Annotated in this window: 19 protein-coding genes; 7 read left to right on the top strand and 12 right to left on the bottom strand. The window is 65.6% G+C overall.

What is annotated here, in order from left to right:
• The first annotated feature begins 32 nt into the window (after window positions 1–32).
• Together RTH46_RS02435 and RTH46_RS02440 are read left to right on the top strand one after the other, a co-directional pair.
• Complete coding sequence (locus RTH46_RS02435) at window positions 33–1,145, top strand: PepSY-associated TM helix domain-containing protein (protein ID WP_153786038.1); 1,113 nt, start codon at window positions 33–35, stop codon at window positions 1,143–1,145.
• Window positions 1,142–1,321 (top strand): hypothetical protein, encoded by a 180-nt coding sequence (locus RTH46_RS02440; RefSeq protein WP_153786039.1) that lies wholly within the window; start codon window positions 1,142–1,144, stop codon window positions 1,319–1,321. The genes RTH46_RS02435 and RTH46_RS02440 overlap by 4 nt, the downstream gene beginning before the upstream one ends.
• A gap of 128 nt (window positions 1,322–1,449) precedes the next feature.
• On the opposite strand, the gene RTH46_RS02445 is transcribed toward RTH46_RS02440, so the two are convergent.
• From RTH46_RS02445 to glnE, 8 genes are all read right to left on the bottom strand, one after another.
• Complete coding sequence (locus RTH46_RS02445) at window positions 1,450–2,895, bottom strand: lipopolysaccharide kinase InaA family protein (RefSeq protein ID WP_153786040.1); 1,446 nt, start codon at window positions 2,893–2,895, stop codon at window positions 1,450–1,452.
• Window positions 2,895–3,647, bottom strand: a complete 753-nt coding sequence (locus RTH46_RS02450) for a lipopolysaccharide kinase InaA family protein (RefSeq protein ID WP_153786041.1) — start codon at window positions 3,645–3,647, stop codon at window positions 2,895–2,897. Before RTH46_RS02450 ends, RTH46_RS02445 begins: the two co-directional genes overlap by 1 nt.
• A complete protein-coding gene (locus RTH46_RS02455; protein ID WP_316904978.1) occupies window positions 3,644–4,378 on the bottom strand; it encodes a lipopolysaccharide kinase InaA family protein in 735 nt (244 codons plus the stop codon). Before RTH46_RS02455 ends, RTH46_RS02450 begins: the two co-directional genes overlap by 4 nt.
• Complete coding sequence (gene rfaP / locus RTH46_RS02460; protein WP_153786043.1) at window positions 4,378–5,184, bottom strand: lipopolysaccharide core heptose(I) kinase RfaP; 807 nt, start codon at window positions 5,182–5,184, stop codon at window positions 4,378–4,380. The genes RTH46_RS02455 and rfaP overlap by 1 nt, the downstream gene beginning before the upstream one ends.
• Window positions 5,181–6,305: a glycosyltransferase family 4 protein gene (locus RTH46_RS02465; protein ID WP_316904979.1), complete on the bottom strand. Its 1,125-nt coding sequence runs from the start codon at window positions 6,303–6,305 to the stop codon at window positions 5,181–5,183. Before RTH46_RS02465 ends, rfaP begins: the two co-directional genes overlap by 4 nt.
• The gene (gene waaC, locus RTH46_RS02470; RefSeq protein WP_153786045.1) at window positions 6,305–7,363 is read right to left on the bottom strand and encodes a lipopolysaccharide heptosyltransferase I; all 1,059 of its coding nucleotides are present in this window, start codon (window positions 7,361–7,363) and stop codon (window positions 6,305–6,307) included. Before waaC ends, RTH46_RS02465 begins: the two co-directional genes overlap by 1 nt.
• Window positions 7,363–8,412 (bottom strand): lipopolysaccharide heptosyltransferase II, encoded by a 1,050-nt coding sequence (gene waaF / locus RTH46_RS02475; protein ID WP_316904980.1) that lies wholly within the window; start codon window positions 8,410–8,412, stop codon window positions 7,363–7,365. Before waaF ends, waaC begins: the two co-directional genes overlap by 1 nt.
• Before the next feature lie 159 nt (window positions 8,413–8,571).
• Window positions 8,572–11,505: a bifunctional [glutamate--ammonia ligase]-adenylyl-L-tyrosine phosphorylase/[glutamate--ammonia-ligase] adenylyltransferase gene (glnE, locus tag RTH46_RS02480; protein WP_316904981.1), complete on the bottom strand. Its 2,934-nt coding sequence runs from the start codon at window positions 11,503–11,505 to the stop codon at window positions 8,572–8,574.
• A 383-nt stretch (window positions 11,506–11,888) separates the two neighbouring features.
• On the opposite strand from glnE, the gene aceE reads away from it, so the two are divergent.
• From aceE to RTH46_RS02505, 5 genes are all read left to right on the top strand, one after another.
• The gene (aceE, locus tag RTH46_RS02485) at window positions 11,889–14,534 is read left to right on the top strand and encodes a pyruvate dehydrogenase (acetyl-transferring), homodimeric type (protein ID WP_153786048.1); all 2,646 of its coding nucleotides are present in this window, start codon (window positions 11,889–11,891) and stop codon (window positions 14,532–14,534) included.
• Window positions 14,535–14,547: 13 nt separating this feature from the next.
• On the top strand, window positions 14,548–16,182 hold the full coding sequence (aceF, locus tag RTH46_RS02490; RefSeq protein ID WP_316904982.1) for a dihydrolipoyllysine-residue acetyltransferase: 1,635 nt from the start codon (window positions 14,548–14,550) through the stop codon (window positions 16,180–16,182).
• Between the two features lie 381 nt (window positions 16,183–16,563).
• The gene (locus RTH46_RS02495) at window positions 16,564–19,257 is read left to right on the top strand and encodes a putative bifunctional diguanylate cyclase/phosphodiesterase (RefSeq protein ID WP_316904983.1); all 2,694 of its coding nucleotides are present in this window, start codon (window positions 16,564–16,566) and stop codon (window positions 19,255–19,257) included.
• 152 nt (window positions 19,258–19,409) lie between these two features.
• Window positions 19,410–20,078 carry a peptide-methionine (S)-S-oxide reductase MsrA gene (gene msrA, locus RTH46_RS02500; RefSeq protein WP_153786051.1) on the top strand — a complete coding sequence of 223 codons (669 nt, stop codon included), beginning with the start codon at window positions 19,410–19,412 and terminating at the stop codon, window positions 20,076–20,078.
• 3 nt (window positions 20,079–20,081) lie between these two features.
• Complete coding sequence (locus tag RTH46_RS02505; RefSeq protein ID WP_153786052.1) at window positions 20,082–20,696, top strand: glutathione S-transferase; 615 nt, start codon at window positions 20,082–20,084, stop codon at window positions 20,694–20,696.
• Between the two features lie 147 nt (window positions 20,697–20,843).
• Here the strand turns inward: RTH46_RS02505 and creD are convergent, their stop codons facing one another.
• The 4 genes from creD to RTH46_RS02525 all read right to left on the bottom strand — a co-directional run bounded on the left by creD (window position 20,844) and on the right by RTH46_RS02525 (window position 25,179).
• On the bottom strand, window positions 20,844–22,172 hold the full coding sequence (gene creD, locus RTH46_RS02510; RefSeq protein ID WP_153786053.1) for a cell envelope integrity protein CreD: 1,329 nt from the start codon (window positions 22,170–22,172) through the stop codon (window positions 20,844–20,846).
• A 199-nt stretch (window positions 22,173–22,371) separates the two neighbouring features.
• Window positions 22,372–23,805, bottom strand: coding sequence for a two-component system sensor histidine kinase CreC (creC, locus tag RTH46_RS02515; protein ID WP_316904984.1), 1,434 nt, complete (start codon window positions 23,803–23,805; stop codon window positions 22,372–22,374).
• On the bottom strand, window positions 23,805–24,485 hold the full coding sequence (creB, locus tag RTH46_RS02520; RefSeq protein WP_279845977.1) for a two-component system response regulator CreB: 681 nt from the start codon (window positions 24,483–24,485) through the stop codon (window positions 23,805–23,807). Before creB ends, creC begins: the two co-directional genes overlap by 1 nt.
• Before the next feature lie 193 nt (window positions 24,486–24,678).
• Window positions 24,679–25,179, bottom strand: a complete 501-nt coding sequence (locus tag RTH46_RS02525) for an ATP-dependent zinc protease (protein ID WP_153785746.1) — start codon at window positions 25,177–25,179, stop codon at window positions 24,679–24,681.
• Window positions 25,180–25,181 lie beyond the last annotated feature (2 nt).

The following is a 25,181-nucleotide window of genomic DNA, read 5'->3' on the forward strand; positions in this document are numbered from 1 at the left end:
TGCGTTACATAGAGACAAAAGGCTCAACCGTGATGAAAAGCCAAACCATCCGCCGCTGGTCAACGATCCACACCTGGACCAGCCTCATCTGCACCCTCTTCCTGCTGCTGCTCGCCCTCACCGGCCTGCCCCTGATCTTTCACCACGAAATCGAGCACCTGCTGGGCGAAGCCCCCGAATTGCGTGAAATGCCCCCGGGCACTCCGCACCTGGACCTGCAGCAACTGGTGCTCAAGGCCGAGCAGCACCGCCCCGGCGAGGTGATGCAGTACTTCGGCTACGAGAAGGACGAACCCAACGGCGTGGTGGCGATCACCGCCGCCACCGCCGGCACCGACCCGAACGACTCGCACACCTTCATGCTCGACGCCCGCACCGGCGAGGCGGTGGCCATGCCGGCGGCCAACGGCGGCTTCATGATGCTCATGCTGCGCCTGCACGTGGACATGCTCGCCGGGCTGCCGGGCAAGCTGCTACTGGCCTTCATGGGCGTGCTGTTCGTGCTGGCGATCATCTCCGGCACCGTGCTCTACGCGCCGTTCATGCGCCGCCTGAAGTTCGCCACCGTGCGCCACGAAAAATCATCACGGCTGCGCTGGCTCGACCTGCACAACCTGATCGGCGTGGTCACCCTCAGCTGGGCGCTGGTGGTGGGCGTCACCGGGGTGATCAGCGCGCTGTCCGACCTGGTCATCGCCGCCTGGCGCAACGACAGCCTGGCGGCCATGGTCGCGCCCTACCGCGATGCGCCGCCCCTCACCGAGCGCGCACCTGCCACGGACCTGCTGCGCATCGCCGAACAGGCCGCTCCTGGCATGCGTCCGGACTTCATCGCCTTCCCCGGCACACGTTTCTCCAGCGAGCACCACTACGCGGTGTTCATGAACGGCGCCACGCCGCTGACCTCGCACCTGTTCACCCCAGTGCTGATCGACGCCCGCACGCTCCAGGTGACCGCCGTCGGCGAGCGTCCGTGGTACATGGACGCCATGGGCCTGTCGCAGCCGCTGCATTTCGGTGACTACGGCGGGCGGCCGATGCAGATTCTCTGGGCCGTGCTCGACGTGCTGACCATCATCGTGCTCGGCAGTGGCCTGTACCTGTGGTGGGGCAAGCAGCGCAAACCGAAGGAGGCGCGGGCATGAGCCACAACTCGCAAAGCACCGGGCGGATCTTCGCCTGGCCGGCGCTGGTGGCGTTGCTGAGTGTCGTCGGGCTGTTCGCCGCGCTGCTCGGGGATGGGATCTGGGACAGCTTGGCCTGGATCGGCCTGGGGGCTTCGGCCGTGCTGGGCCTGAGCGGGTTCTGGCGACGGACTTGATCGTGGGAGCGGGCTTGACGTGGGAGCGGGCTTGACCCGCGATGCTGCCAGCACATTGGATGGCACCGGCTAAGCCGGTGTTCGCGGGGCAAGTCGGAGCGCCGAACCGCCGCTCCCACGATCTTCGATCAGTGTTCCGTCAAACGCGGCAACACCTTGTCCAGCCGCTGATACAGCGCACTGCTGCGCGGCCAGTTGCGCAGCAGCCGCGCGCGGTCACGGCCGAATGCCGGGGCGAAGCTGAGCTGGGTGGCGTGCTGGCACATGGCGTCGAGGTCGATCAGCGACCAGCGGCCGTTGTCCCAGAACAGGTTGTGGCCCTTGAAGTCACCGTGGCTGATGCGTTCGCGGATCAGCTGCTGCATCAGCTGCACCAGCGCCTCGACCTGCTCATCCGGCGCCTCGCCGCTGTCCACGAACGGCGCAAAGCACGCGGTCAGGTCCGGCCCCTCGACATACTCGGTCAGCAGGTAGGCGCGGTTGCGCAGGCCCAGGGTGCGGGTTTCCAGCACTGCCAGCGGGCGCGGCGTGGCGATTTCGAGAAATTCCAGGCGGTGGCCCTCGATCCACGAATGCCAGGCTCGGCTCGGGCGCCAGAAGCGCTTGAACCAGTGCGCGGTGTTCTTGATGTTGTAGCGTTTGAGCACCAGCGTGCGCCCGCCGACCTCGATCCGCGCGACGCTCGCCGCACCACCGGTCTTGTACAGGTGGCCCTGGTCGATCAGCGCATCGGCCTGCTCCAGCACCGGCAGCAGTGCCTCGGCCTCTGGGCGACGCACCGCGCGTAATCCCGACAGGGTGCGCGCGACGCTGAACAGCGTGCACTCGCGCCCGGCCTTCTCCAGGTAATCCTTCAGGCGCCAGTTGCGCACCTTGTCCACCTGCTTCTGCAGAGCTTCGAGCGGCAGCGCGTGCTCGGCGTTGGCCATCACATAATGCACCAGCGCCTCTTCGATGAACGGCTCCAGGCGCTTGGGCAATTGGGCGAACAGCACCCCGAGGTTTTCCAGCACACGCTGACGCGACAGTTGCTGGCCAGGCGTTTCGGCCTTGATGCCAGCGCCATCGATCAGGTACACCCGGCCGGCCTGGCGCAGCAGGTTGTCCAGGTGCAGGTCTTCCTGCCACAGGCCCTTGGCGTGCATCTGCGCCACTGCCGTGAGCGCCTCGCCCAGCACCGCGTGCTGCTCGTCGGCGAGCATCGGCAGATGCTCAACGGCGGCCCAGGCGTCGGCCAGGCTTTCGGCGTGATCGAGGAACTCGAACAGCAACCAGCCGCCCTCGCCGTCCTTCAGGCCATCGGCCAACAATTGCGGCGTGGTCAGGCCTTGTTCGGCCAAAAGGCGCACGCCATCGAGCTCACGCTGGAAATGCCGAGCGGCGTTACCACCCACCAGCAACTTGGCCAGCACCGGGGTGCCGCGCCAGATACCGGCGCCGACATAGCGCTGGCCGGGCAGCACGCGCAGCAGGCTGAGCAGTTGCAGGTCGGCTTTGCCCGCAGCATCGGCGAGGGTGACGGTCAGCGGCAACGACGGGCTGCGCCCGAGGCCCTTCAATTCGGACAGTTGCATCAGCGGGCCTCTTTATGGCGACGGCGTTGCGTCAGGCGTTGCAGCCAGGCATTCACCTGGGCGCTGTCCACCGGCTGTTGCAGGTAGGCACCGAGCAGTTCGCGCACGTCCGCCTCGCTCCAGGCACGGGCGCGACGCAACAGCGGCTCCAGGTCCTTGACCCGGTCGCGCTGACCGAACAGCAGCGGGCGGGTCTTCTCCAGGTCGATCAGCTGCGCCTGCCAGCCTTCGCGGCGCTCGCGCAGGAAGATGTGCTTGGGGTAGAAACAGCCATGCATCTGCCCGGCGCCGTGCAGGGTGCGGGCCAGTTGGCCGCAAGCCTGCAGGATGCCCCGGCGCTGCCCCTCGGGCAGCTGCGGCCATTGCTCCAGCAAACGCTCAAGGTCGCTCCAGTCGTCCAGCGCGCGGGTCATCAGGATCGCCCGGTGCTGGCCGGCCTGCTTGCGCTCGCCGAAGAAAACCGCCTGCAACGCCGGGATTTCCAGCTTCTGGTAGCGGCTGATGTTGCGAAATTCCCGGGCGAAGGTCGGTTCGCCAAACGGCCGTTGCAGGCTGCGGGTCAAGTAGTCGCACTGGCGCTTGAGGTAGTAGCCCTTGCCCTCCAGCTCCAGGCGGAACACGCTGCTCCAGCCGCCACGGCCGGTGTTGGGCTCGTCCACGGCGTCCAGCTGCAGGGCCCACAGTGCTTCGAAATCGCTCAGGCCATGGCGCTTGAGCAGCGCCTGGTCGGCGCTGGCCAGGTAATCGGTCATTCCCTTCCCTCGAAAAAGCTCAGCACCTGGCGAATGCGCCGCTTGTCGCGGGCAGTCAGGCGCGCGTGCCGGCGGTACTGCAGGTAGAAGCGCAGGCGCTGGGTCGCCGACAGGTGGTATTTGGCGACCTTGTCCAGGCACGCCAGGTCCTTGATCAGCCGGTGACGGAGCATGAAACCGCGCCAGAAATCACCGGTCGGGCAGTCGATGAAGAACAGCGTGCCTTGGTCGTCCACCAGCAGGTTGCGCCATTTCAGGTCGTTGTGAGCGAAGTGATGGTCGTGCATCTCGCGGGTATGCCGGGCCAGCTGGCGGCTGACATGGTCGACCCAGACGCGATCTTTCAACCGTGGGTCGTTGCGCTCGGCCAGCGCCGACAGGTCTTCGGTATTAGGCAGCTCGCGGGTGATCATAGCCCCGCGACCAAAGGCCAGGCCGTTGCGTTCCAGGCCCCAGGCAACCACCTCGGCGGTGGGGATGCCCCATTTGGCGAACTGCTTGAGGTTCTGCCATTCGGCCTTGATCCGCGGGCGCCCCAGGTAGCGACGCATGTGCTTGCCGGCACCGGTGTAGCGTTTGACGTAATACCAGACGCCGTCGCGCTGCACACGGATGACCTCGCTGAGCGGGTCGCGGGTCAGGTGCTCGCCCTGCAGGGCGAATACCGTGTCCAGGCTACCGAAGTCCGCCGCCAGCCATTCGTAGCCCGGCGCCAGTATCCAACCCGCCATCAGAGCGCATCCCCATAGCGTTGCTTGCGTTCGTAGAGTTTCTGCGCCTTGCTTTGCAGCCAGGCCAGCAGTGCGGCTTCCTCCTTGAGCACTTCGCGCAACGGGCGCTGGAAGTAGCCGCGCAGGAAGCGCAGCTTGTCACGGCGGGTCAGGCCGATGTCCAGTGCCGAGAAGTACAGCGCGGCCAGGTCCTTGTCGCGCCAGCGCCGGGTGATTGTCGCCCGGGTCTGTGCCCGGTGCAGGTCGATCACCGACAGTTTGAAGTCATCCGCCGTCACCGGGCGGTCGGTGTGCAGCAGGAAATGGCAGATGTAGCAGTCGCGGTGGTTGACCCCGGCGCGGTGCATGCCGCCGGTCATCTTCGCCACCTCGGCGATCAGCGCACGCTTGAGCCGTGGCTCGGGCGGCTGGCGGACCCAGTCGAGGCTGAAGTCTTCCAGGCTGACGGTCGGCGCCAGCTCTTCGGTGACGATGAACGAGTGCTGGGTGGCCGGGTTACTGCCGCGCTCGCCGTAGGCGACTGCGGTCATGGTCGGCACACCGACCTCGTGCAGGCGCTGGATGGCCCGCCATTCCTGGCCGGCGCCGAGCACCGGCAGCTTGGCGCTGAACAGGTTCTTGAAGATCTCGCCCCAGCCGATGCCACGGTGGATCTTGACGAAAAAGCCCTCGCCATCGACCTCGGTACGCAGCGTGCGGCGGCCTTCCAGCTCGCGGTACACCTCGCCCTGCAGCTGCTCGACGGCCTCGAACGGGTCGCGCCCGGCCCACAGGCGCTTGAACGGTTCGGCCAGTATCAGCTTCATGCGGTCTCCTGGCCGAGGATGACGTCGGCGGCATGCTGCGGCATGCTGTACAGGTCGGCGCTGTCGGCAAAGGCCACGCCATTGCGCGACCAGGCCGCGCGGGCCTCGGCGTCTTCGAGCATGCGTTGCAGGTAGCTGTTGAGCTGCTCCTGCTCGAAGGGGTCGTCCAGCACCAGGCCGCTGTCGGCCTCGGCGATGTAGTGGGCGTAGCCGCACACCTTCGAGACCAGCACCGGCAACCCGGCGACCAGCGCTTCGAGCAGCACGGTGCCGGTGTTTTCGTTGTACGCCGGGTGGATCAGCAGGTCGGCCCCCAGCAGGAAGCGCGGAATATCGCTGCGGCCCTTGAGGAACTGCACCTGCTCGCCCAGGCCCAGGGTGGCGCTCTGCAGCTGGAACACCTTGGGGTCGTCCTGGCCGATGACCATCAGCCGGGTGCGCTTGCGCAGGGCCGAAGGCAGCGCGGCCAGGGCCTTGAGGCTGCGATCCACACCCTTGGTCTTGAAGCCCGAGCCGATCTGCACCAGCAGCAGCTCGTCGTCGGCCAGGCCGAATTCCTTGCGGAAGTCGGCGCGGATGGCGTCGGCATCGGCCGGGCGACGGCGGTCCTGGGAGATCCCCGGCGGCAGCAGGTGAAAGCGTGCCTCGGGGGTGTCGTAGTGCTTGATGAACAGCGGCTGCTGCACTTCGGAGATCATCAGGATCTCGGTGCGGGCATCCTTGGCGAACACCGCCCGCTCGTACTCGGCGAAATGGCGGTAGCGGCCCCAGCGGCGGTACAGGCCGCCGCGCAGGGTCTGGGCCTTGTCCTCGAAGCAGCCGTCGGCGGCGTAGTACACGTCCAGCCCAGGCATCTTGTTGAAGCCGATCAGGCGGTCGACCGGGCGCTTGGCCAGGTCCGCCGCCATCCAGGCGCTGAGCTTCTCGTTGCGCCGGTGGTTGAACAGCGCTTTTACCGGCGCCACCAGCACCTCGAAGCCCGGCGGAATATCACCTTCCCAGATCAGCGTGTACACGCGGATCTGGTGGCCACGTTTCTGGCACTCCAGGGCGATGCGCATGAAATCGCGCTGCAGCCCGCCAAAAGGGAAGTATTTGTAGAGTACGAAAGCCAGTTGCATCAACGAACATCCTCAGCCAGCAGCAGCGCGCTCAAGCGGCCCGCTACATGCTCGGGATTCAGGCGAGTGAAGCACAGCGGCCACTCGCGTTTGAGATCGAACCGGCGCAGGTCCTCGGCGCTCGGTTTGTAGGTGCACTTCTTCTGCAGGCACGGGGCGCAGGAGAAGTTGCTCGCCTGGTGGATCTGGGCGCGTCCGTAGGCACCGGTCAAACCAGGGTTGGTGGGGCCGAACAGCGAAATGGTCGGCACATCCAGCGCAGCGGCCAAGTGGCCCAGGCCGGTATCGACCGCCACGCAGGCCTTGGCGGCCGCCAGCACGCGGGCGACGCCGACCAGGTTCAACTTGGGCAGTACCTGGCAGTTGTTCAAGCCCTGGGCGATGCGCTCGGCGCGGGCCTTCTCCGCCGGGTTGCCCCACGGCAGCATCACCTGCAGCTTGCGCCGGCCCATGCGCTCGGCCAGCTCGCGCCAGTAGGCTTCCGGCCAGTGCTTGGTGGCCCAGGTGGTGCCATGCAGGAACACCACGTAGGGCGCCGCTGGCGGCAGTTGCAGGCGGTTGAGGTCCAGGCCGTAGTTGCCCAGGCCCTCGGGCAGGTCGTAGGCCAGGGCCATGGCGAACAGCTGGCGCACGCGCTCGACGGCGTGCTGGCCGACGGCGACCGACAGGCGCCGGTCATAGAAGCGACTGGCCAGGCCTTCACGGGCCGAATAGCGGTCGAGCCCGGCCACCGGCGCTTTCACGTAGCGGGTCAGCCAGGCCGATTTGACCAGCCCCTGGGCGTCGATCACCAGGTCGTATTTACGCTCGCGCAGGCGTTGCTTGAAGGCCTTGAACTCGCCGCTCTTGATGGTCTGCCAGAGGTTCTTGCGCCAGCGACGGATGGCCACCGGGATCACCTGGTCGACCGCCGGGTGCCAGCTGGGGATCTCGGCAAAGCCCTCTTCCACCACCCAGTCGAAACGGATGCCGGGGATGGCGTGGGCGGCGTCGGTGAGCGCCGGGAGGGTGTGGATGACGTCGCCCAGGGACGACGTCTTGATGATCAGGACCCGCACTAGTCGACCTCTGCCACGCTATCGATCAGGTTCGGCCCGCCCAGGTGGTGCAGGGCGGCGATCACCTTGGCCGGCTCGAGCAGACGCAGGCAATTGTAGTGGCCGAAGCGGCAGGTGCGGTCGAAGCAGGGGCTGCATTCGATGCCGGTGCGCACCACCTCGACCTGCTCGGCCAGCGGCGGGGTGAAGCCCGGCGAAGTCGAGCCGTACACCGCCACCAGCGGGCGGTTCAACGCCGCGGCCACGTGCATCAGGCCGGAGTCGTTGGAGACCACGGCATTGGCGCAGGACATCAGGTCGATGGCCTCGGCCAGCGAGGTTTCGCCGGCCAGGTTGTACGACTCTTCACGCAGGCCCGGGATCAGCCGCTCGCGAATCTGCTCGCCCACCGGGTGATCGTTCTTCGAGCCGAACAGCCACACCTGCCAGCCCTGGCGGATCATGGCATCGGCGACTTCGGCGTAATGCTCGGCCGGCCAGCGCTTGGCTTCGCCGAACTCGGCGCCGGGGCACAGGGCCAGTACCGGGCGGTCCAGTTGCAGGTTGAACTTGGCCAGGGCCGCGTCGCGGCTCTGGGCCTCGATCTGCAGGCAGGGGCGTGGGTAAGGTTGCGGCAGTTCGGTGCCCGGTGCGTAGGCCAGGGCCATGAAGCGCTCGATCATCAGCGGGTAGCGCGCCTTGTCCAGCTTGCGCACGTCGTTGAGCAGCAGGTAGCGCATTTCGCCGCGCCAGCCGGTGCGCTTGGGGATGCCGGCGAAGTACGGCACCAGCGCCGACTTGAGCGAGTTGGGCAGCAGGATCGCCTGGTCGTACTGGCCGGCCAGCGACTTGCCGATGCGCCGGCGGGTAGCCAGTTCCAGCGCGCCGTGGCCGAGCGGGAAGCTCAAGGCCTGGCGCACTTCGGGCATGCGCTCGAGGATCGGCCGGCTCCACTCGGGGGCCAGCACATCGATCACGCAGTCGGGGTGCTGCTGTTTCAGGCACTGGAACAAGGTCTGCGCCATCACCATGTCGCCGACCCAGCTGGGGCCAATGATCAGTATTTTCATGCTTTATCCAGAAACATTCGGGGAGGCTGCAGGCTGCGTTACAACCTGGCCTCCCCTCTTTATATTCAGGCTATGTGGCGTGCAGTGTACCACTGGGGTCCGAATCGCGGGGCAAGCCCGCTCCCACAGAGCGTGGGAGCGGGCTTGCCCCGCGATGCTTCAACTCAACCCCAATTCCCCCCAGATCCGCCGCACCTCGCGGCGCTCATCGACGAACTGCGCCGCATCGATCACCCCGGCCTGCTTCTGCAGGGCCTGGCGGTGCGAGGCCGCGCGGAACGCCTTGTACACCTCGCGCAGCAGCACGGCGTCGGCGGCGGGCATCAGCCCGGCCTGCTCCAGCTCTTCGAGGATGCGGATGTTGTCGGTCCAGCGCAGTATGGCCGCGTGGTCGTGGGACCAGGCCAAAGCGGCGTATTGCACCATAAATTCGATATCGACGATACCGCCGGCATCCTGCTTGATATCGAAGGGTTGCCCGGCATCGAAAGCGTTGCCCGCGGTACCTGCAGCGGTGCCCTTGGTGCCCAGGTTGTCACGCATCTTGGCGCGCATCTCGCTCACTTCGGCGCGCAGTTTGTCCAGGTCGCGGGCCTTGCCCAGCACCCCCGCGCGCACCGTCTCGAACGCCGCCGCCACCTGCTTGCAACCCACCAGCACACGGGCGCGTACCAGCGCTTGATGCTCCCAGGTCCAGGCTTCGTTCTGCTGGTAGCGTTCGAAGGCGCCGAGCGAGCTGACCAAGAGGCCCGAGGCGCCGGACGGGCGCAGGCGCATGTCGACGTCGTAAAGCTGCCCGGAGTTGGTCTGGGTGGTCAGCAGGTGAATGATGCGCTGGCCCAAGCGAGTGAAGAACTGCGCGCTGTCGATGGGCTTGGCGCCATCGGTCTCGGCCTGCGGGTCGCCATCGTGGATGAACACCAGGTCCAGGTCCGAGCCGTGGCCCAGCTCGATGCCACCGACCTTGCCGTAGCCGACGATGATGAAGCCCGGGTCACACAGGCTGCCATCACTGCGCTTGGGCTGGCCATGGCGACTGACGGTCTGGCGCCAGGCCAGGGCCAGCACCTGGTCGAGAATGGCTTCGGCCAACCAGGTCAGGTAGTCGCTGACCTTCATCAACGGCAGGTTGCCGGTGATCTCGGACGCCGCCACGCGCAGGCTGTGGGCCAGCTTGAAGTGGCGCAGCGCTTCCATCTGCTGTTCAAGGTCATCCTCGGGGATGCGGGTCAGGCGCTCGCGCAGCTCGGCGGCCAGCTCCGGCGCCAGGGGCGGGCTGAACAGGCGGCCTTCGTTGAGCAGTTCGTCGAGCAGCAAGGGGTAACGGGCGATCTGCTCGGCGATCCACGGGCTGGCCGCGCACAGGGTCAGCAAGCGGCGCAGGGCGCCAGGGTTTTCGGTGAGCAGCACCAGATAGGCCGAACGACGGGCCACGGCCTCGACCAGTGGCAGCACCCGCTCCAGCACCAGGTCCGGGTTGTCGTGCTCCACCGCCTGGGCCAGCAGACGCGGGATAAAGGCATCCAGGCGTTCGCGGCCGATACGCTGCATCGAGCGCAACGACGGGCTGACGCGCAGGGCGGTCAGACGGCGCAGGGCATCGGCGGGCTGTTTGAAGCCGGCTTCCTCGAGTTGGCGACAGGCCGCCTCTTCATCCTGGGCCTGTTCCCACAGCGGCGACCATTCGCCGCCCACCACCAGCTCGCCTTCGGCTTCGTCTTCATCGGGGTCGGCGATCACCTGGCGGAAGTGCCAGTCGATGCGCCCGCGCCACTCCATCAGCTGCGCGTGGAAGCTGGCCCAGTCGGCAAAGCCGAGCATGTAGGCAATGCGCTCACGGTCGGTGTCGTCATCCGGCAGCATCTGGGTCTGGCGGTCGGCGATGGCCTGGATCGCATGTTCGGTGTAGCGCAGGAACTCATAGCCCTCGCGCAGCTCGGCGACCACCGCTGGCGGCAGGTAGCCCTGCCCCTCCAGGGTCGCCAGCACTTTGAGCAAAGGCCGTTGCTGCAGGCTCAGGTCGCGCCCGCCGTGGATCAGTTGGAAGGCCTGGGCGATGAACTCCACCTCGCGGATGCCACCGGCGCCGAGCTTGATGTTGTCGGCCATGCCTTTGCGCCGCACTTCCTGCTGGATCAGCTGCTTCATGGTGCGCAGCGCTTCGATGGCGGAGAAATCCAGGTAACGCCGGTACACGAACGGGCGCAGCATCTCCTGCAGCTGCGCGCCGGCCGCCTGGTCGCCGGCCACCACCCGCGCCTTGATCATCGCGTAGCGTTCCCAGTCGCGGCCCTGGTCCTGGTAGTACTGCTCCAGCGCATTGAAGCTCAGCACCAGCGAGCCGGCCGAGCCATAAGGGCGCAGGCGCATGTCGACGCGGAACACGAAGCCGTCGACGGTGACCGGGTCGAGCGCCTTGATCAGGCGCTGGCCCAAGCGGGTGAAGAACTCCTGGTTGTCCAGCGAACGCTTGACCCCGGTGGTCTCGCCGCCTTCGGGGAAGGCGAAGATCAGGTCGATGTCGGAAGACAGGTTGAGCTCCACCGCGCCCAGTTTGCCCATGCCCAGCACCACCATGTGCTGCACTTCGCCGCTGCGGTTGCCGATGGGCGTGCCGAACTGCTGGCAGTGGCGCGGGTAAAGCCAGGCATAGGCTTCATCTATACAGGCATCGGCAAGGTCGGACAGGTCACGGCAGGTTTCGCCCAGGGCCGCACTGCGGGTGATGTCGCGCCAGATGATGCGCAGCTGCTGGCGGTTGCGCTCACGGCGCAGGTTGCGCGCCAGTTCGTCCTCGCTCTGGGCGGCCTGGGTTACGGCGTTGATCTGCCCGCGCAGCTCGCCGGGGGCATAGGGCCGATCGAGCTCGCCACCTTGCAGCAAGCCGAACAGCATGGCCGGGTCGCGCTGGGCCTGGGCCAGCACGAAGTCACTCGCTGCGCACACCTGGTCGAACTGCCGTCGCTGCTCGGCGCTCCAGCTGTCCGGGTTCAGCCCAGGGTGCCCGGCCAGCGCATCGCGCAGGAACTGTTGATTGCGGGCAACCAGCGGTTGCAGGGCGGCAGGCAGATCGAGCGGCAAAGGCAGGCGCATGGTCTATCCTTGATCGGCGTGAAAGAGAGGGGTTGGAGCGGTCGAACGGGGGCCGGACCACGGTTGGACTGTCATACAAAAGTTAGAAATAGCTGAAAATTCTGAATTTCTAGTAAGAAACATCAACAAACACCTAACTCGAACACAGATTCAACCGACGGGAACGTTTTTCCCCACAACCCGGGATGCGACAAACCGTCGCATTTGTGTAGTTTTACTACTACCCATGCCGTGCAAAAGCATGAAATCCGAAAGCATTTGTAGTAAAACTACACCGCGCCGGATGACTGTCCGGTAATCCAAGAATTCACGACGTCTGCCCATAAGGCCAGTCGCAAACTCAGGCCCCCGATTCTGGTGGCCTTTCCGCCCTGGAGCAAGCCATGCAAGACCTCGATCCAATCGAAACCCAGGAATGGCTGGATGCCCTGGAGTCGGTCCTCGACAAAGAAGGCGAAGACCGCGCTCATTACCTGATGACCCGTATGGGCGAGCTGGCCACCCGCAGTGGTTCGCAGCTGCCGTATGCCATCACCACGCCGTACCGCAACACCATCCCTGTCACCCACGAAGCACGCATGCCTGGCGACCTGTTCATGGAACGCCGCATTCGCTCGATGGTGCGTTGGAACGCCCTGGCCATGGTCATGCGCACCAACCTGAAAGACTCGGACCTGGGTGGCCACATCTCGAGCTTCGCCTCCAGCGCCACGCTGTACGACATCGGCTTCAACTACTTCTTCCAGGCCCCGACCGAAGAACACGGCGGCGACCTGATCTTCTTCCAGGGCCACGCCTCGCCAGGCGTCTACGCCCGCGCCTTCATGGAAGGCCGCATCAGCGAAGACCAGATGAACAACTTCCGTCAGGAAGTGGACGGCAACGGCCTGTCTTCGTACCCGCACCCATGGCTGATGCCTGACTTCTGGCAGTTCCCGACCGTTTCGATGGGCCTGGGCCCGATCCAGGCGATCTACCAGGCACGCTTCATGAAGTACCTGGAAGCCCGTGGCTTCATCCCGGCCGGCAAGCAGAAGGTCTGGTGCTTCATGGGCGACGGCGAGTGCGACGAGCCGGAATCCCTGGGCGCGATCGCCCTGGCCGGCCGCGAGAAGCTGGACAACCTGATCTTCGTCATCAACTGCAACCTGCAGCGCCTCGACGGCCCGGTTCGCGGCAACGGCAAGATCATCCAGGAACTCGAAGGCGTGTTCCGCGGCGGTGGCTGGAACGTCAACAAAGTCGTCTGGGGCCGCTTCTGGGACCCACTGCTGGCCAAGGACACCAACGGTGCCCTGCAGCGCCGCATGGACGAAGTCATCGACGGCGAGTACCAGAACTACAAAGCCAAAGACGGCGCGTACGTTCGTGAGAACTTCTTCAACACCCCAGAGCTCAAGGCCATGGTCGAAGACCTGTCCGACGAGGAGATCTGGAAGCTCAACCGTGGCGGCCACGACCCGTACAAGGTCTACGCGGCTTACCACCAGGCTGTGAACCACAAAGAGCAGCCGACCGTCATCCTGGCCAAGACCATCAAGGGTTACGGCACCGGTGCTGGCGAAGCCAAGAACACCGCGCACAATACCAAGAAGGTCGACGTCGACAGCCTGCGTCACTTCCGTGACCGCTTCGACATCCCGGTCAAGGATGCCGACCTCGAGAACCTGCCGTTCTTCAAGCCGGAAGAAGGTTCCGCCGAAGCCAAGTACCTGGCCGAGCGCCGCGCCGCCCTGGGTGGTTTCGTGCCACAGCGCCGTGCCCAGAGCTTCAGCGTGCCGACCCCGCCGCTGGAAACCCTGAAGGCGATCCTCGACGGCTCGGGCGACCGTGAAATCTCCACCACCATGGCCTTCGTGCGCATCCTGGCGCAGCTGGTCAAGGACAAGGAAATCGGCCAGCGCATCGTCCCGATCATCCCGGACGAAGCCCGTACCTTCGGTATGGAAGGCATGTTCCGCCAGCTGGGCATCTACTCGTCGGTCGGTCAGCTCTACGAGCCAGTCGATAAAGACCAGGTGATGTTCTACCGCGAGGACAAGAAGGGCCAGATCCTCGAAGAAGGCATCAACGAAGCCGGCGCCATGTCGTCGTTCATCGCTGCCGGTACTTCGTACAGCTGCCACAACCAGCCGATGCTGCCGTTCTACATCTTCTACTCGATGTTCGGCTTCCAGCGTATCGGCGACCTGGCCTGGGCCGCTGGCGACAGCCGCACCCGTGGCTTCCTGATCGGCGGTACCGCCGGCCGTACCACCCTCAACGGTGAAGGCCTGCAGCACGAAGACGGTCACAGCCACATGATGGCGGGCACCATCCCGAACTGCCGCACCTACGATCCGACCTACGGCTACGAGCTGGCGGTGATCATCCAGGACGGCATGAAGAAGATGACCGAAGAGCAACAGGACATCTTCTACTACATCACCGTGATGAACGAATCCTACCAGCAGCCAGCCATGCCGGCCGGTGTCGAGGAAGGCATCATCAAGGGCATGTACCTGCTCGAGGAAGACACCCGCGAAGCCGCGCACCACGTACAGCTGATGGGCTCCGGCACCATCCTGCGCGAAGTCCGCGAAGCTGCGAAGATCCTGCGTGAAGAGTTCAACGTCGGTGCCGACGTGTGGAGCGTCACCAGCTTCAACGAACTGCGTCGCGACGGCCTGGCCGTGGAACGCGCCAACCGCCTCAAGCCTGGCCAGAAGCCTCAGACCACCTACGTGGAAGAGTGCCTGGCCGGCCGCAAAGGCCCGGTCATCGCTTCCACCGACTACATGAAGCTGTTCGCCGAGCAGATTCGCCAGTGGGTACCGAGCAAAGAATTCAAAGTCCTGGGTACCGACGGTTACGGTCGCAGCGACAGCCGCAAGAAGCTGCGTCACTTCTTCGAAGTCGACCGCCACTTCGTGGTGCTGGCTGCCCTGGAAGCCCTGGCTGACCGTGGCGAGATCGAACCCAAGGTTGTGGCTGACGCCATCGTCAAGTTCGGCATCGACCCGGACAAGCGCAACCCACTGGACTGCTGAGGAGTATTTTTAAGTGAGCGAACTCATTCGCGTACCTGACATCGGCAGCGGTGAAGGTGAAATCATCGAGCTGTTCGTCAAGGTCGGTGACCGTATCGAGGCCGACCAGAGCCTGCTGACCCTGGAGTCCGACAAGGCCTCCATGGAGATCCCGGCCCCCAAGGCCGGCATCGTCAAGGAACTGAAGGTCAAGCTGGGCGACCGCCTGAAAGAAGGCGACGAGCTGCTGGTACTGGAAGTCGAGGGTGCCGCTTCGGCGCCCGAGGCTCCGGCCGCCGCTGCCCCGGCTGCCGCACCGGCGCCGGCTGCCGAAGCCGCCCCTGCTGCCGCGCCAGCCGCAGCAGCCCCGGTGGCTGCCAGCGTGCAGGACATCCACGTGCCGGACATCGGCTCGTCGGGCAAGGCCAAGATCATCGAAGTGCTGGTCAAGGTCGGCGATACCGTCGAAGCCGACCAGTCGCTGATCACCCTGGAGTCCGACAAGGCCTCCATGGAAATCCCGTCGCCTAGCGCCGGCGTGATCGAAGCCGTGCTGTGCAAGCTCGAAGACGAAGTCGGCACCGGCGATCTGATCTTCAAGATCAAGGCCGCAGGCGCCGCCCCTGCTGCAGCACCGGCTCCGGCCGCTGCTGCTCCGGCTGCCGCTCCTGCACCGGCCGCCGCTCCAGCCGCTGCTCCGGCCCCTGCTGCCGCCCCTGCTCAGGTCGCGACCGCGCCGGCAGCCGGCAGCAACGCCAAAGTTCACGCAGGCCCGGCTGTTCGCCAGCTGGCCCGTGAATTCGGCGTCGACCTGGGTGCGGTCGCCGCCACCGGCCCGCACGGCCGTATCCTGAAAGAAGACGTTCAGGTTTACGTCAAGGCCATGATGCAGAAGGCCAAGGAAGCTCCAGCCGCCGGTGCCACCGGTGGTGCAGGCATTCCGCCGATCCCGGCCGTGGACTTCAGCAAGTTCGGCGAAGTGGAAGAAGTGGCCCTGACCCGCCTGATGCAGGTCGGCGCCGCCAACCTGCACCGCAGCTGGCTGAACGTGCCGCACGTCACTCAGTTCGACTCGGCCGACATCACCGAGCTGGAAGCCTTCCGCGTCGCGCAGAAAGCCGTCGCCGAAAAAGCCGGCGTCAAGCTGACCGTGCTGCCGCTGCTGCTCAAGGCCTGCGCCTTCCTGCTCAAGGAACTGCCGGACTTCAACAGCTCGCTGGCGCCAAGCGGCAAGGCGATCATCCGCAAGAAGTACGTGCACATCGGCTTCGCCGTGGACACCCCGGATGGCCTGCTGGTCCCTGTGATCAAGAACGTCGACCAGAAGAGCCTGCTGCAACTGGCTGCCGAAGCCGCGGCGCTGGCCGAAAAAGCCCGCACCAAGAAGCTCTCGGCCGACGACATGCAGGGCGCCTGCTTCACCATCTCCAGCCTCGGCCACATTGGCGGCACCGGCTTCACGCCGATCGTCAACGCGCCTGAGGTGGCTATCCTGGGCGTCTCCAAGGCGACCATGCAGCCGGTCTGGGATGGCAAGGCCTTCCAGCCCAAGCTGATGCTGCCGCTGTCGCTGTCCTACGATCACCGTGTGATCAACGGCGCCGCCGCCGCGCGCTTCACCAAGCGCCTGGGCGACGTGCTGGGCGACATCCGCACCATGCTGCTGTAACCCGCTGTTTGCCTGCCTTCCCTCGGGAAGGCAGGCCCCCCTTTCGAGCTGCCACGCTCGTACCTCAACCCCGCCACTTGGCGGGGCTTTTTTTGCCTGTTCGAAGCGTTTCAGCGACCTGAAACGTGGGAGCGGCGGTGCGCCGATGCGACTTGCCCCGCGATTGCGATACAAGCCCTCAATCGTAGCGCCCGGGGATAGGTAATCGCGGGGCAAGCCCGCTCCCACGCTTAAAACTGCGCCTTGCTTCAGATTTCATCTGTTTTGCCGACAACCTGCACACAGCATCCCGTATGGCCGCTTGCCAGCCCACGGGACATGATGCAACCTTGCCCGATGCGCCGCGTTCCAGGCGGCGCTCCCTGTTCAAGCGAGTCTTCGATGAAAAGCCAACCCGATGCCGCCAGCCGAGTGGCGGCCGAGGTCGTCACGCAGCTCCCCGTGCCCTCGCGGCTCGGCATGCTGCGTTTCGAACGGCTGAACGAAGCCAGCTGGGCCATGCTCTACGTCGACCCCGCCTGCGAGCGGCAATTCGGCCTGGCCGCCGCCGAACTCTGCGCCTTGATCGGCTCGCCCTACGCCAGCCTCATGGAGCCGGAGGCACGCTACAAACTGCACGACGAGATCCAGCTGCAACTGGCCCGACGCGGCCACTACCGCGTGCGCTATACCCTGCACGCCGGCCCCACGCCGCTGCGCCTGCTGGAAGCGGGCGAAAGCTACAAGCAGCACAACCGCCAGCTGCTGCGTGGCTACCTGACGGTGATGGACGACCAGCAAGACGACTCCCCAGATCTCGACGCAAACGATCTCGAGTCCCGCAACAACCGCCTGCAACTGGCCCTGCAGCTCAATCAGCGCGCCCAGCAGGAACAGCTCGAACACCTGGAGCGGGTGCGTGCCCAACAGGACCTGATCCTGCGCCTGGCCCGCCAGCGCTACAGCATCGGCAACTCGCTGCTCGAAGCCGCCGAACTGATCACCCAGAGCGCCTGCGAGATCTACAAGGTCGACTGCGCCAGCATCTGGTACCTGCACGATCAACGCCTGGAGCCGATCAGTGCCTGGTACCACCACGAGGGGCTGCACCGCCTGCCCGCGCCGATCGACGCCAGCCGCTTCCCCGACTACCTCGAAGCCCTGCACGCCAGCCGCGCCATCGATGCCCACAACGCCAGCCACGACCCGCGCACCCGCGAAATGGCCGAGCTGCTCTACCCCACCGACGACAACGCCATGCTCGATGCCAGCATCCGCATCGACGGCCAGGTGGTGGGGGTGCTGTGCCTGGAGCAGACCGGCCGGCCAAGGGCCTGGCAGTCGGACGAGATCGCCTTTGCCGGCGAGCTGGCCGACCAATTCGCGCAAGTGATCAACAACCACAACCGGCGCACCGCCGCCAGCGCGCTGCACCTGTTCCAGCGCGCCGTGGAGCAGAGCGCCAGCGCCTTCCTGCTGGTCAACCGCGACGGCGTGGTGGAGTACGTGAACCCCAGCTTCACCGCCATCACCCAATACAGCACCGAGGAAGTCCAGGGCCACCACCTGGCCGAGCTGCCGGCGCTGGAAAACCTGAGCGAGCTGTTGTTCGACTCCCCCTCCAGCCTGGCCATGGGCAACAGCTGGCAGGGCGAGTTCAAGAGCCGGCGCAAGAACCTCGAGCCTTACTGGGGCCAGCTGTCGATCTCCAAGGTGTACGGCGACAACCGCGAGCTGACGCACTACATCGGCATCTACGAAGACGTCACCCAGACCAAGCTGGCGCAACAACGCATCGAGCGCCTGGCCTACACCGACAACCTGACCAACCTGGGCAACCGCCCGGCGTTCATCCGCAACCTCGACGAGCGCTTCGCCCGCGACAGCAGCAGCCCGATCTGCCTGCTGCTGGTGGACATCGACAACTTCAAGCGGATCAACGACAGCCTCGGCCACCAGACCGGCGACAAGCTGCTGATCAGCCTGGCCCGGCGCCTGCGCAACAGCCTGAGCAGCGGCGGCAGCCTGGCGCGCTTCGCCAGCAACGAATTCGCCGTGCTGCTCGACGACACCTCCCTCGAAGACGGCCAGGGCGTGGCCCACCAGTTGCTGCGCACCCTCGACAAACCGATGTTCGTCGACAACCAGCTGATCAACGTCACCGCCTCCGTGGGCCTGGCCTGCGCACCGCTGCACGGCAGCGACCCGGCCACCCTGATGAAGAACGCAGGCCTGGCCCTGCACAAGGCCAAGGCCAACGGCAAGCACCAGGTGCAGGTGTTCACCGAAGTGCTCAATGCCGAGGCCAGCTACAAGCTGTTCGTCGAGAACAACCTGCGCCGGGCGCTGACCCAGAACGAACTGGAAGTGTTCTACCAGCCCAAGCTGTGCCTGCGCAGCGGCCGCCTGCTCGGGCTCGAGGCGCTGCTGCGCTGGAACCACCCGGAGCGCGGCATGATCCGCCCCGACCAGTTCATCAGCGTGGCCGAAGAAACCGGCCTGATCATCCCTATCGGCAAGTGGGTGGTGCGCCAGGCCTGCCGCATGAGCCTGGAGCTGCGCGAGGCCGGCATGGGCAACCTGCACGTGGCCATCAACCTGTCGCCCAAGCAGTTCTCCGACCCGGAGCTGGTGAGCTCGATCGGCAGCATCATCAAGGAAGAGGCGCTGCCGCCTCACCTGCTGGAGCTGGAGCTGACCGAAGGCCTGCTGCTCGAAGCCAGCGAAGACACCCACCGCCAGCTCGACGAGCTCAAGGCCCTGGGCCTGACCCTGGCCATGGACGACTTCGGCACCGGTTACTCGTCGCTGAGCTACCTGAAGAAATTCCCGATCGACATCATCAAGATCGACCGCAGCTTCATCAACGAGATCCCCGACAACCAGGACGACATGGAGATCACCTCGGCGGTGGTGGCCATGGCCCACAACCTCAAGCTCAAAGTGGTCGCCGAGGGCATCGAGACGCCGGAGCAGCTGGCGTTCCTGCGCAGGCACCGCTGCGACGTCGGCCAGGGTTACCTGTTCGACCGGCCGATTCCCGGGCGCGAGTTGACCGAAAAGCTGCGCCGCTATCCGCGTGGGCCGCTGGCCTGACAGCGGCCTAAACCTCGGGCACTATAGAAGCCATTCGGGCCCTATCGCGGGGCAAGCCCGCTCCCACGCCAGAATCTCAATCGGCGTGGGAGCGGGCTTGCCCCGCGATAGGGCCAACACCTATCCCACTGAAAAAACACAGAGGAACGGCCATGACCCTGCGTTCGGAAATCCTGGTGAACAAAAACGTCCTGCCCACCGCAGAACAGGCCCTGCCTGGCCGCGAAACCCCGATGACCCTGCCCGAGTTCCACTACGTGTTCGAAGGCACCCCGCTGCTCGGCCCGTTCTTCGAAGGCGACATCGACTTCGCCATCTTCGCCCTGGGCTGCTTCTGGGGCGCCGAGCGCCGCTTCTGGCAGCGCGAAGGCGTGGTCAGCACCGTGGTCGGCTACGCCGGCGGTTTCACCCCCAACCCCACCTACGAAGAAGTCTGCTCGGGCCTGACCGGACACACCGAAGTGGTGCTGGTGGTGTTCGACAAGAACAAGGTCAGCTACCGCGAACTGCTGGCGATGTTCTGGGAGCTGCACAACCCGACCCAAGGCATGCGCCAGGGCAACGACATCGGCACCCAGTACCGCTCGGCCATCTACTGCACCTCGCCGCAGCAACTCGAAGAAGCCAAGGCCAGCCGCGAAGCCTTCCAAGCCGAACTGGGCAAGGCCGGCTTCGGCGAGATCACCACCGAGATCGCCCAGGCACCGACCGTGTACTTCGCCGAGGCCTACCACCAGCAGTACCTGGCCAAGAACCCCGACGGCTATTGCGGTATCGGCGGCCTGGGCGTGTGCCTGCCACCCAGCCTGCAAGGTAACTGAGCCATGATCCTGTTCCATTCGCCGTTGTCGCCGTTCGTGCGCAAGGTCATGGTGGTGCTGCACGAGACCGGGCAACTGGGCGACGTCACCCTGCAAGGCGTGAACATCAGCCCGGTAAGCGGCGACGAGCAGCTCAACCAGGGCAACCCGATCGGCAAGATCCCGGCCCTGCGCCTGGACGATGGTAGTGTGCTGCATGACAGCCGGGTGATCTGCGAGTACCTCGACAGCCGCCACGTCGGCAACCCGCTGCTGCCCCGCGAGGGCTCGGCGCGCTGGCGCCGGCTGACCCTGGCCTCCCAGGCTGACGCGATCATGGATGCCGCGGTGGGTACCCGCTATGAAACCTTCCTGCGCCCGGCGGACAAGCAGTGGGCGGGTTGGGTCGAAGCCCAGAGCGAGAAGATTCGTCGCAGCCTGGCCAACCTTGAACAGGAGCACCTGGCGGAGCTGGCCTCGGGGTTCGACCTTGCGGCCATTGGCGTGGCTTGTGCGCTGGGGTATCTGGATCTGCGCCAGCCGGAGTTTGGCTGGCGTGAGCAGCAGCCTGGGTTGGCGGCGTGGTATGCCGAGGTCAGCCAGCGGGCGTCGATGCTAGCCACTGCGCCGCAAGGCTGAAGGGCCTCTTCGCGGGTAAACCCGCTCCCACAGGTACAGTACAGATCCTGTGGGAGCGGGTTTACCCGCGAAGGCCTCACCTCGGTGTTACAGGAAACAACATTCCAATTTTAACGGCCAACCACCGCCCCACCTCTCTATCCTCCCTCATCCCAACCTCCCCACCCGCGACCAGTCCAGCCGGCGGGTCAGCACCATGAACACCCCAAGCAAACCAAAGCACAGCAGCGAGCCCATCAGCAGCGCATAGTCCTCAGCGCTGAGCAGCCCATAGAGCATGCCGTACAGAGCCGCCAGCCCCGCCGCAAAGCCCACCCCGCGCCCCAGGCTGCGCAGTACATGCGCCAGGTAGAAGCCGATCAGCAGCACACATCCCGACGCCGACAGCCCATAGGCCAGGCCAAAGCCCAGGTGCTCCGACAGCGACAGCAGCAACAGGTAGAAGAACGCCAGGGCCACGCCCACCAGGATGTATTGCACCGGGTGCACGCTGAGGCCCTTGAGCACCTCGAACAGGAAGAAGCCGGCAAAGGTCAGGGCGATGAACAACAGCGCATACTTGATCGCCCGCTCGCTCTTGAGGTACTGGTCCACCGGGTCGACGAAGCTCACGCCGAAGGTGGTGCCCAGGAACACGTTGCAGGTCTGCGGGCTGACGCACTGGTCCAGGGCGTCTTCCAGGTTGGTGGCAAAGAACGAGGTCTGCCAGTGGGCAGTGAACCCGGTGTCGTCGATATCGCGACGGGTCGGCAGGTAGCTGCCGATGAAGCTGGGGTGCGGCCAGTTGGCGCGCATGGCCACGCTGCTGCTGCGGCCCACCGGCAGCACATGCAGCTGGCCGGTGCCCTGCAGGGCGATGTCAAAGCCGTAGTCGAAGGCCCGTGCCTGCTGGCCATCGAGCTGCGGCAGCGGCACATGCACGCCGGCGCGCATCCAGTCCAATCCGGTGCCGGCCTCGAAGGCCAGTTGCTGGTCGTCGAACTTCAGCTCCAGGCCGCTCTCGATGCCGCGGATATCGCTGATGCCCACCACCAGGTACGGCTTGTCGAAGCGGTAGTCGTCGTAGTCCTTGTCGATGCCCCAGCGCTCGGGCAGCTTGAAACGGCCCTTGATGCTGCCCTTGGCGTGGAACAGCCGGGCCTGGTAAATGCCACGGGCGCGCAGCTCGGTCTCCACGCCGATGTCGGCATCCATGGTTTCCGGCAGAAAGTACAGGTTGCCATTGAGGGTGTAGGTTTCCTGAACGCTCTGGCCGTCCTTTTCGATCCAGCGGCGTTCGTACTTGCGGTAGGGCACTACCACCATCGGGCCGCTGATCTGCTGCTCGAAGCTGGAACTGCGGGCGATATCGCGCAACACATCGTCACGCAGGCTCTGCCGTTCGTCGATGAGGCCGCCAATCATGAATAGCGGGATGAGCAACAGCAGGATCAGTACGGCGATGGTGCCGAGCTTGAATCCGAGGGTCTTGTTCATGGGTGAGGCTCCGTGTGCGATGGAGCCAGTGTCTGCCCGCTGCGTGGAGCCCTCAGGGAGGGAATGTGGAGATTGTGTGGAGATTGCATGCATGGCAACCGTGGGAGCGGGCTTGCCCCGCGATGAGGCCCGATCAAGCAGTGAGGTTGTCTGGGCTGGCCTCATCGCGGGGCAAGCCCGCTCCCACAGTGCGTGGTTGTCAGCTCAGGCGCCGCGCCGGCAGCCACAACCTCACCCGCACCCCGCCTGGCACGTTGTCCACCGCCAGCGAGCCGCCATGCAGCTGCATCACCTCGGCGACGAAGTTCAACCCCAGTCCGGTGCTCTTGCGCCCGGTATCCGGCCTTGGCAGTGAATAGAACCGCTCGCTCACCCGCCCCAGCGCGTACTCGGGAATCGCCTGCCCCTGGTTGAACAGACTCAGCGCCACCCGCTCGCCCTCGCGCTCCAGCTCGAACAGCAAGGCGCCGCCCGACGGGGTGAAGTCCAGGGCGTTGTCCAGCAGGTTGGCCAACGCCTGGCGCATCAAAAACGGGTCGCACCACAGGCGGATATCCACCGGCACCCGCTGGCGCACCTGCAAGCCGGCATTGTCGATTCGCGCCCCATGGGCCAGCAGCAGCTCATCGACCAGCGCCGCCAACGCCACCTGCTGCTCGTCCTCCAGCGCCTGCATCTGCTCGACCCGGGCCAGATTGAGCAGGCGCTCGATCATCTGCTGCAGGCGCTCGCTCTCACGCTCGATATTGCCGGCGAAGCGCGCCCGCTGCTCATCCGGCATGGCGCCCTGGAGCAGCTCCGAGGCACCGCGGATCGCCGCCAGCGGGCTCTTCAGCTCATGGGTAAGGGTGTGCACGTAGCGCTCGACATAGGCCTTGCCTTCCAGCTGCGTACGCATGCGCTCCACCGCCGTGGCCAACTGCTGCAACTCGCCGCCCTTGTAGTGCGGCAAGGCGGCGCGCTCGCCTTCGCTGACCGCCTGGGCATAGTGGGTGAGCCGGCGCAGCGAGCGGGTCAGCCACCACGACAGCGCCGCGCCGACCAACAGGCCGAGCACGATCAGCCCCAGCCCGAGGCTCAGCAGGCGCTGTTCGGAACGGTCGATGTAGGGTTGCAGCGAGCTGTTGGGCTTGGCCACCGTCACCACGCCGATGATCTGCCCGTCATCGAGGATCGGCGCCGCCACATGCATCACCGAGGTGCTTTCGTCGTCCGGGTCGCTGCGGGTCGAGCGCGCGCCGTACTGCCCGCGCAGGGTGAGGTAGACATCGTTCCAGCGCGAATAGTCCTTGCCCAGGGCCTGGCCGCTGGAATCGAGCAACACGATGCCCTTGGCGTCGGTGACATAGATGCGGTGACTGACCTGGTTCTTCGCCAGCCCCCAGATCTGCGCGCTGGGGCGGCGCTCGCCGTAGGACTGCAGCACCTGCGACAGGCGGCTCTGGTTCAGGGTGCCGTGCTTGACGTCGTCATGGAGGATTTCCGCCAGCAGGTTGGCGGTGTCCACCAAGGTTTCCTCGGAGGACTGGCGCACCACCGGGCGGATCTGTTCGCGCACGGTGTTGAGCAGAAAATAACCGGCCAGCCCGACGAACAGGAAGTACACCAGGAAGATGCGAATCCCCAGGCGCATCAGGCGTGCTCCGGGCTGTAGCTGTAGCCCAGGCCGCGGTGGGTCTGGATCGGTTCGGCGTCGGCGGCCACCTGGCGCAGCTTGGCGCGCAGGCTCTTGATATGGCTGTCGATGGTGCGTTCGTAGCCCACGTCCGAGGCCACGCCCAGGCCATCGAGCAGTTGCTCGCGGCTGAACACCCGCCGCGGTTGTTCGAGCAGGCATTGCAGCAGGCGGAACTCGTGACGGGTCAGCGCCAGCGCCTGGCTGCGATAGACGATACGCATGGCCAGGCTGTCGAGCTGGAACGGCGTGCTGTCTGTGGCCGGCTCGCTGCGCGGCGCCATGCGCTTGAGGATCGCCCTGACCCGGGCCGCCACTTCGCGCGGGCTGAAGGGCTTGACCACGTAGTCGTCGGCACCGATTTCCAGGCCCAGCACGCGGTCGATCTCGGCGTCGCGGGCGCTGAGGAACATCACCGGCACCTCGCTGAAGCGGCGCAGCTGGCGGCAGGTTTCGAAGCCACTGATGTCTGGCAGGCCAATGTCGAGGATCACCAGGTCCGCCGGGCGCAGGCGCTGTTGCTCGACCGCGGCGCTGCCCAGGGTCACCCATTCGGTGCTGTGGCCGTCGGCCTGCAGGGCGTAGACCAGAGTGTCGGCGATGGCGGATTCGTCTTCGACGATGAGGATGTGGGGCATGGCGTCCGGCCTTGCTGGGGGCAAAGCTGGATTCTTAGGGGATTCAAGGGCCGTGGCAAGCAGCGGGATGTGGGTAGTGCGCACCGGCCTTTTCGCGGGTAAACCCGCTCCCACAGGAATTGCACAATTTTGTGGGAGCGGCGGTTCGGCGCCCCGGTTTACCCGCGAAGAGGCCGGTGAGCTTACTGAGGACTCAGCAGCTCGGCTTGCCCGCCGTGAATTTCTCGGCCGGGTTCACCGCCGCCTTGAACTTCTTCAACGCCTTGGCACCGACCAGCAACGGATAGTTGAAGTTGCTGCGATCGACCAGGTTGACCTCCACGGTGCGCTTCACGTCACCCAGGCACAGCTCCAGGTCGACCACCGGGCGGCGGGACAGCTCGGGGGCATCGCCCTCCTCGTCCTCGTCGGCGCGGTTCTTGATCTTGCTGATGCGCGAAACCTCATGCTCGTAGACCTTGCCATCGGCGTCCTTGGTCGCCAGGCGAAAGCGCACCCATTCCTGACCGTCGCGGGTGAACAGCTCGATATCCTTGGCCGACAACGACGCGGTGTAGGCACCGGTGTCCATCTTGGCTTTCAGGGTTTCGCCGATTTCCGGCAACTTGATGTTCTCGTAACGGCCGTAGAGCGTGGGCTCGGCGGCCATGACCGGCAACGCCAGCAGGGACAGCAGGGCAAGCAAGGGTTTCACGG

This window comes from Pseudomonas sp. zfem004, from assembly GCF_032621715.1.
Lineage (GTDB): Bacteria > Pseudomonadota > Gammaproteobacteria > Pseudomonadales > Pseudomonadaceae > Aquipseudomonas > Aquipseudomonas sichuanensis.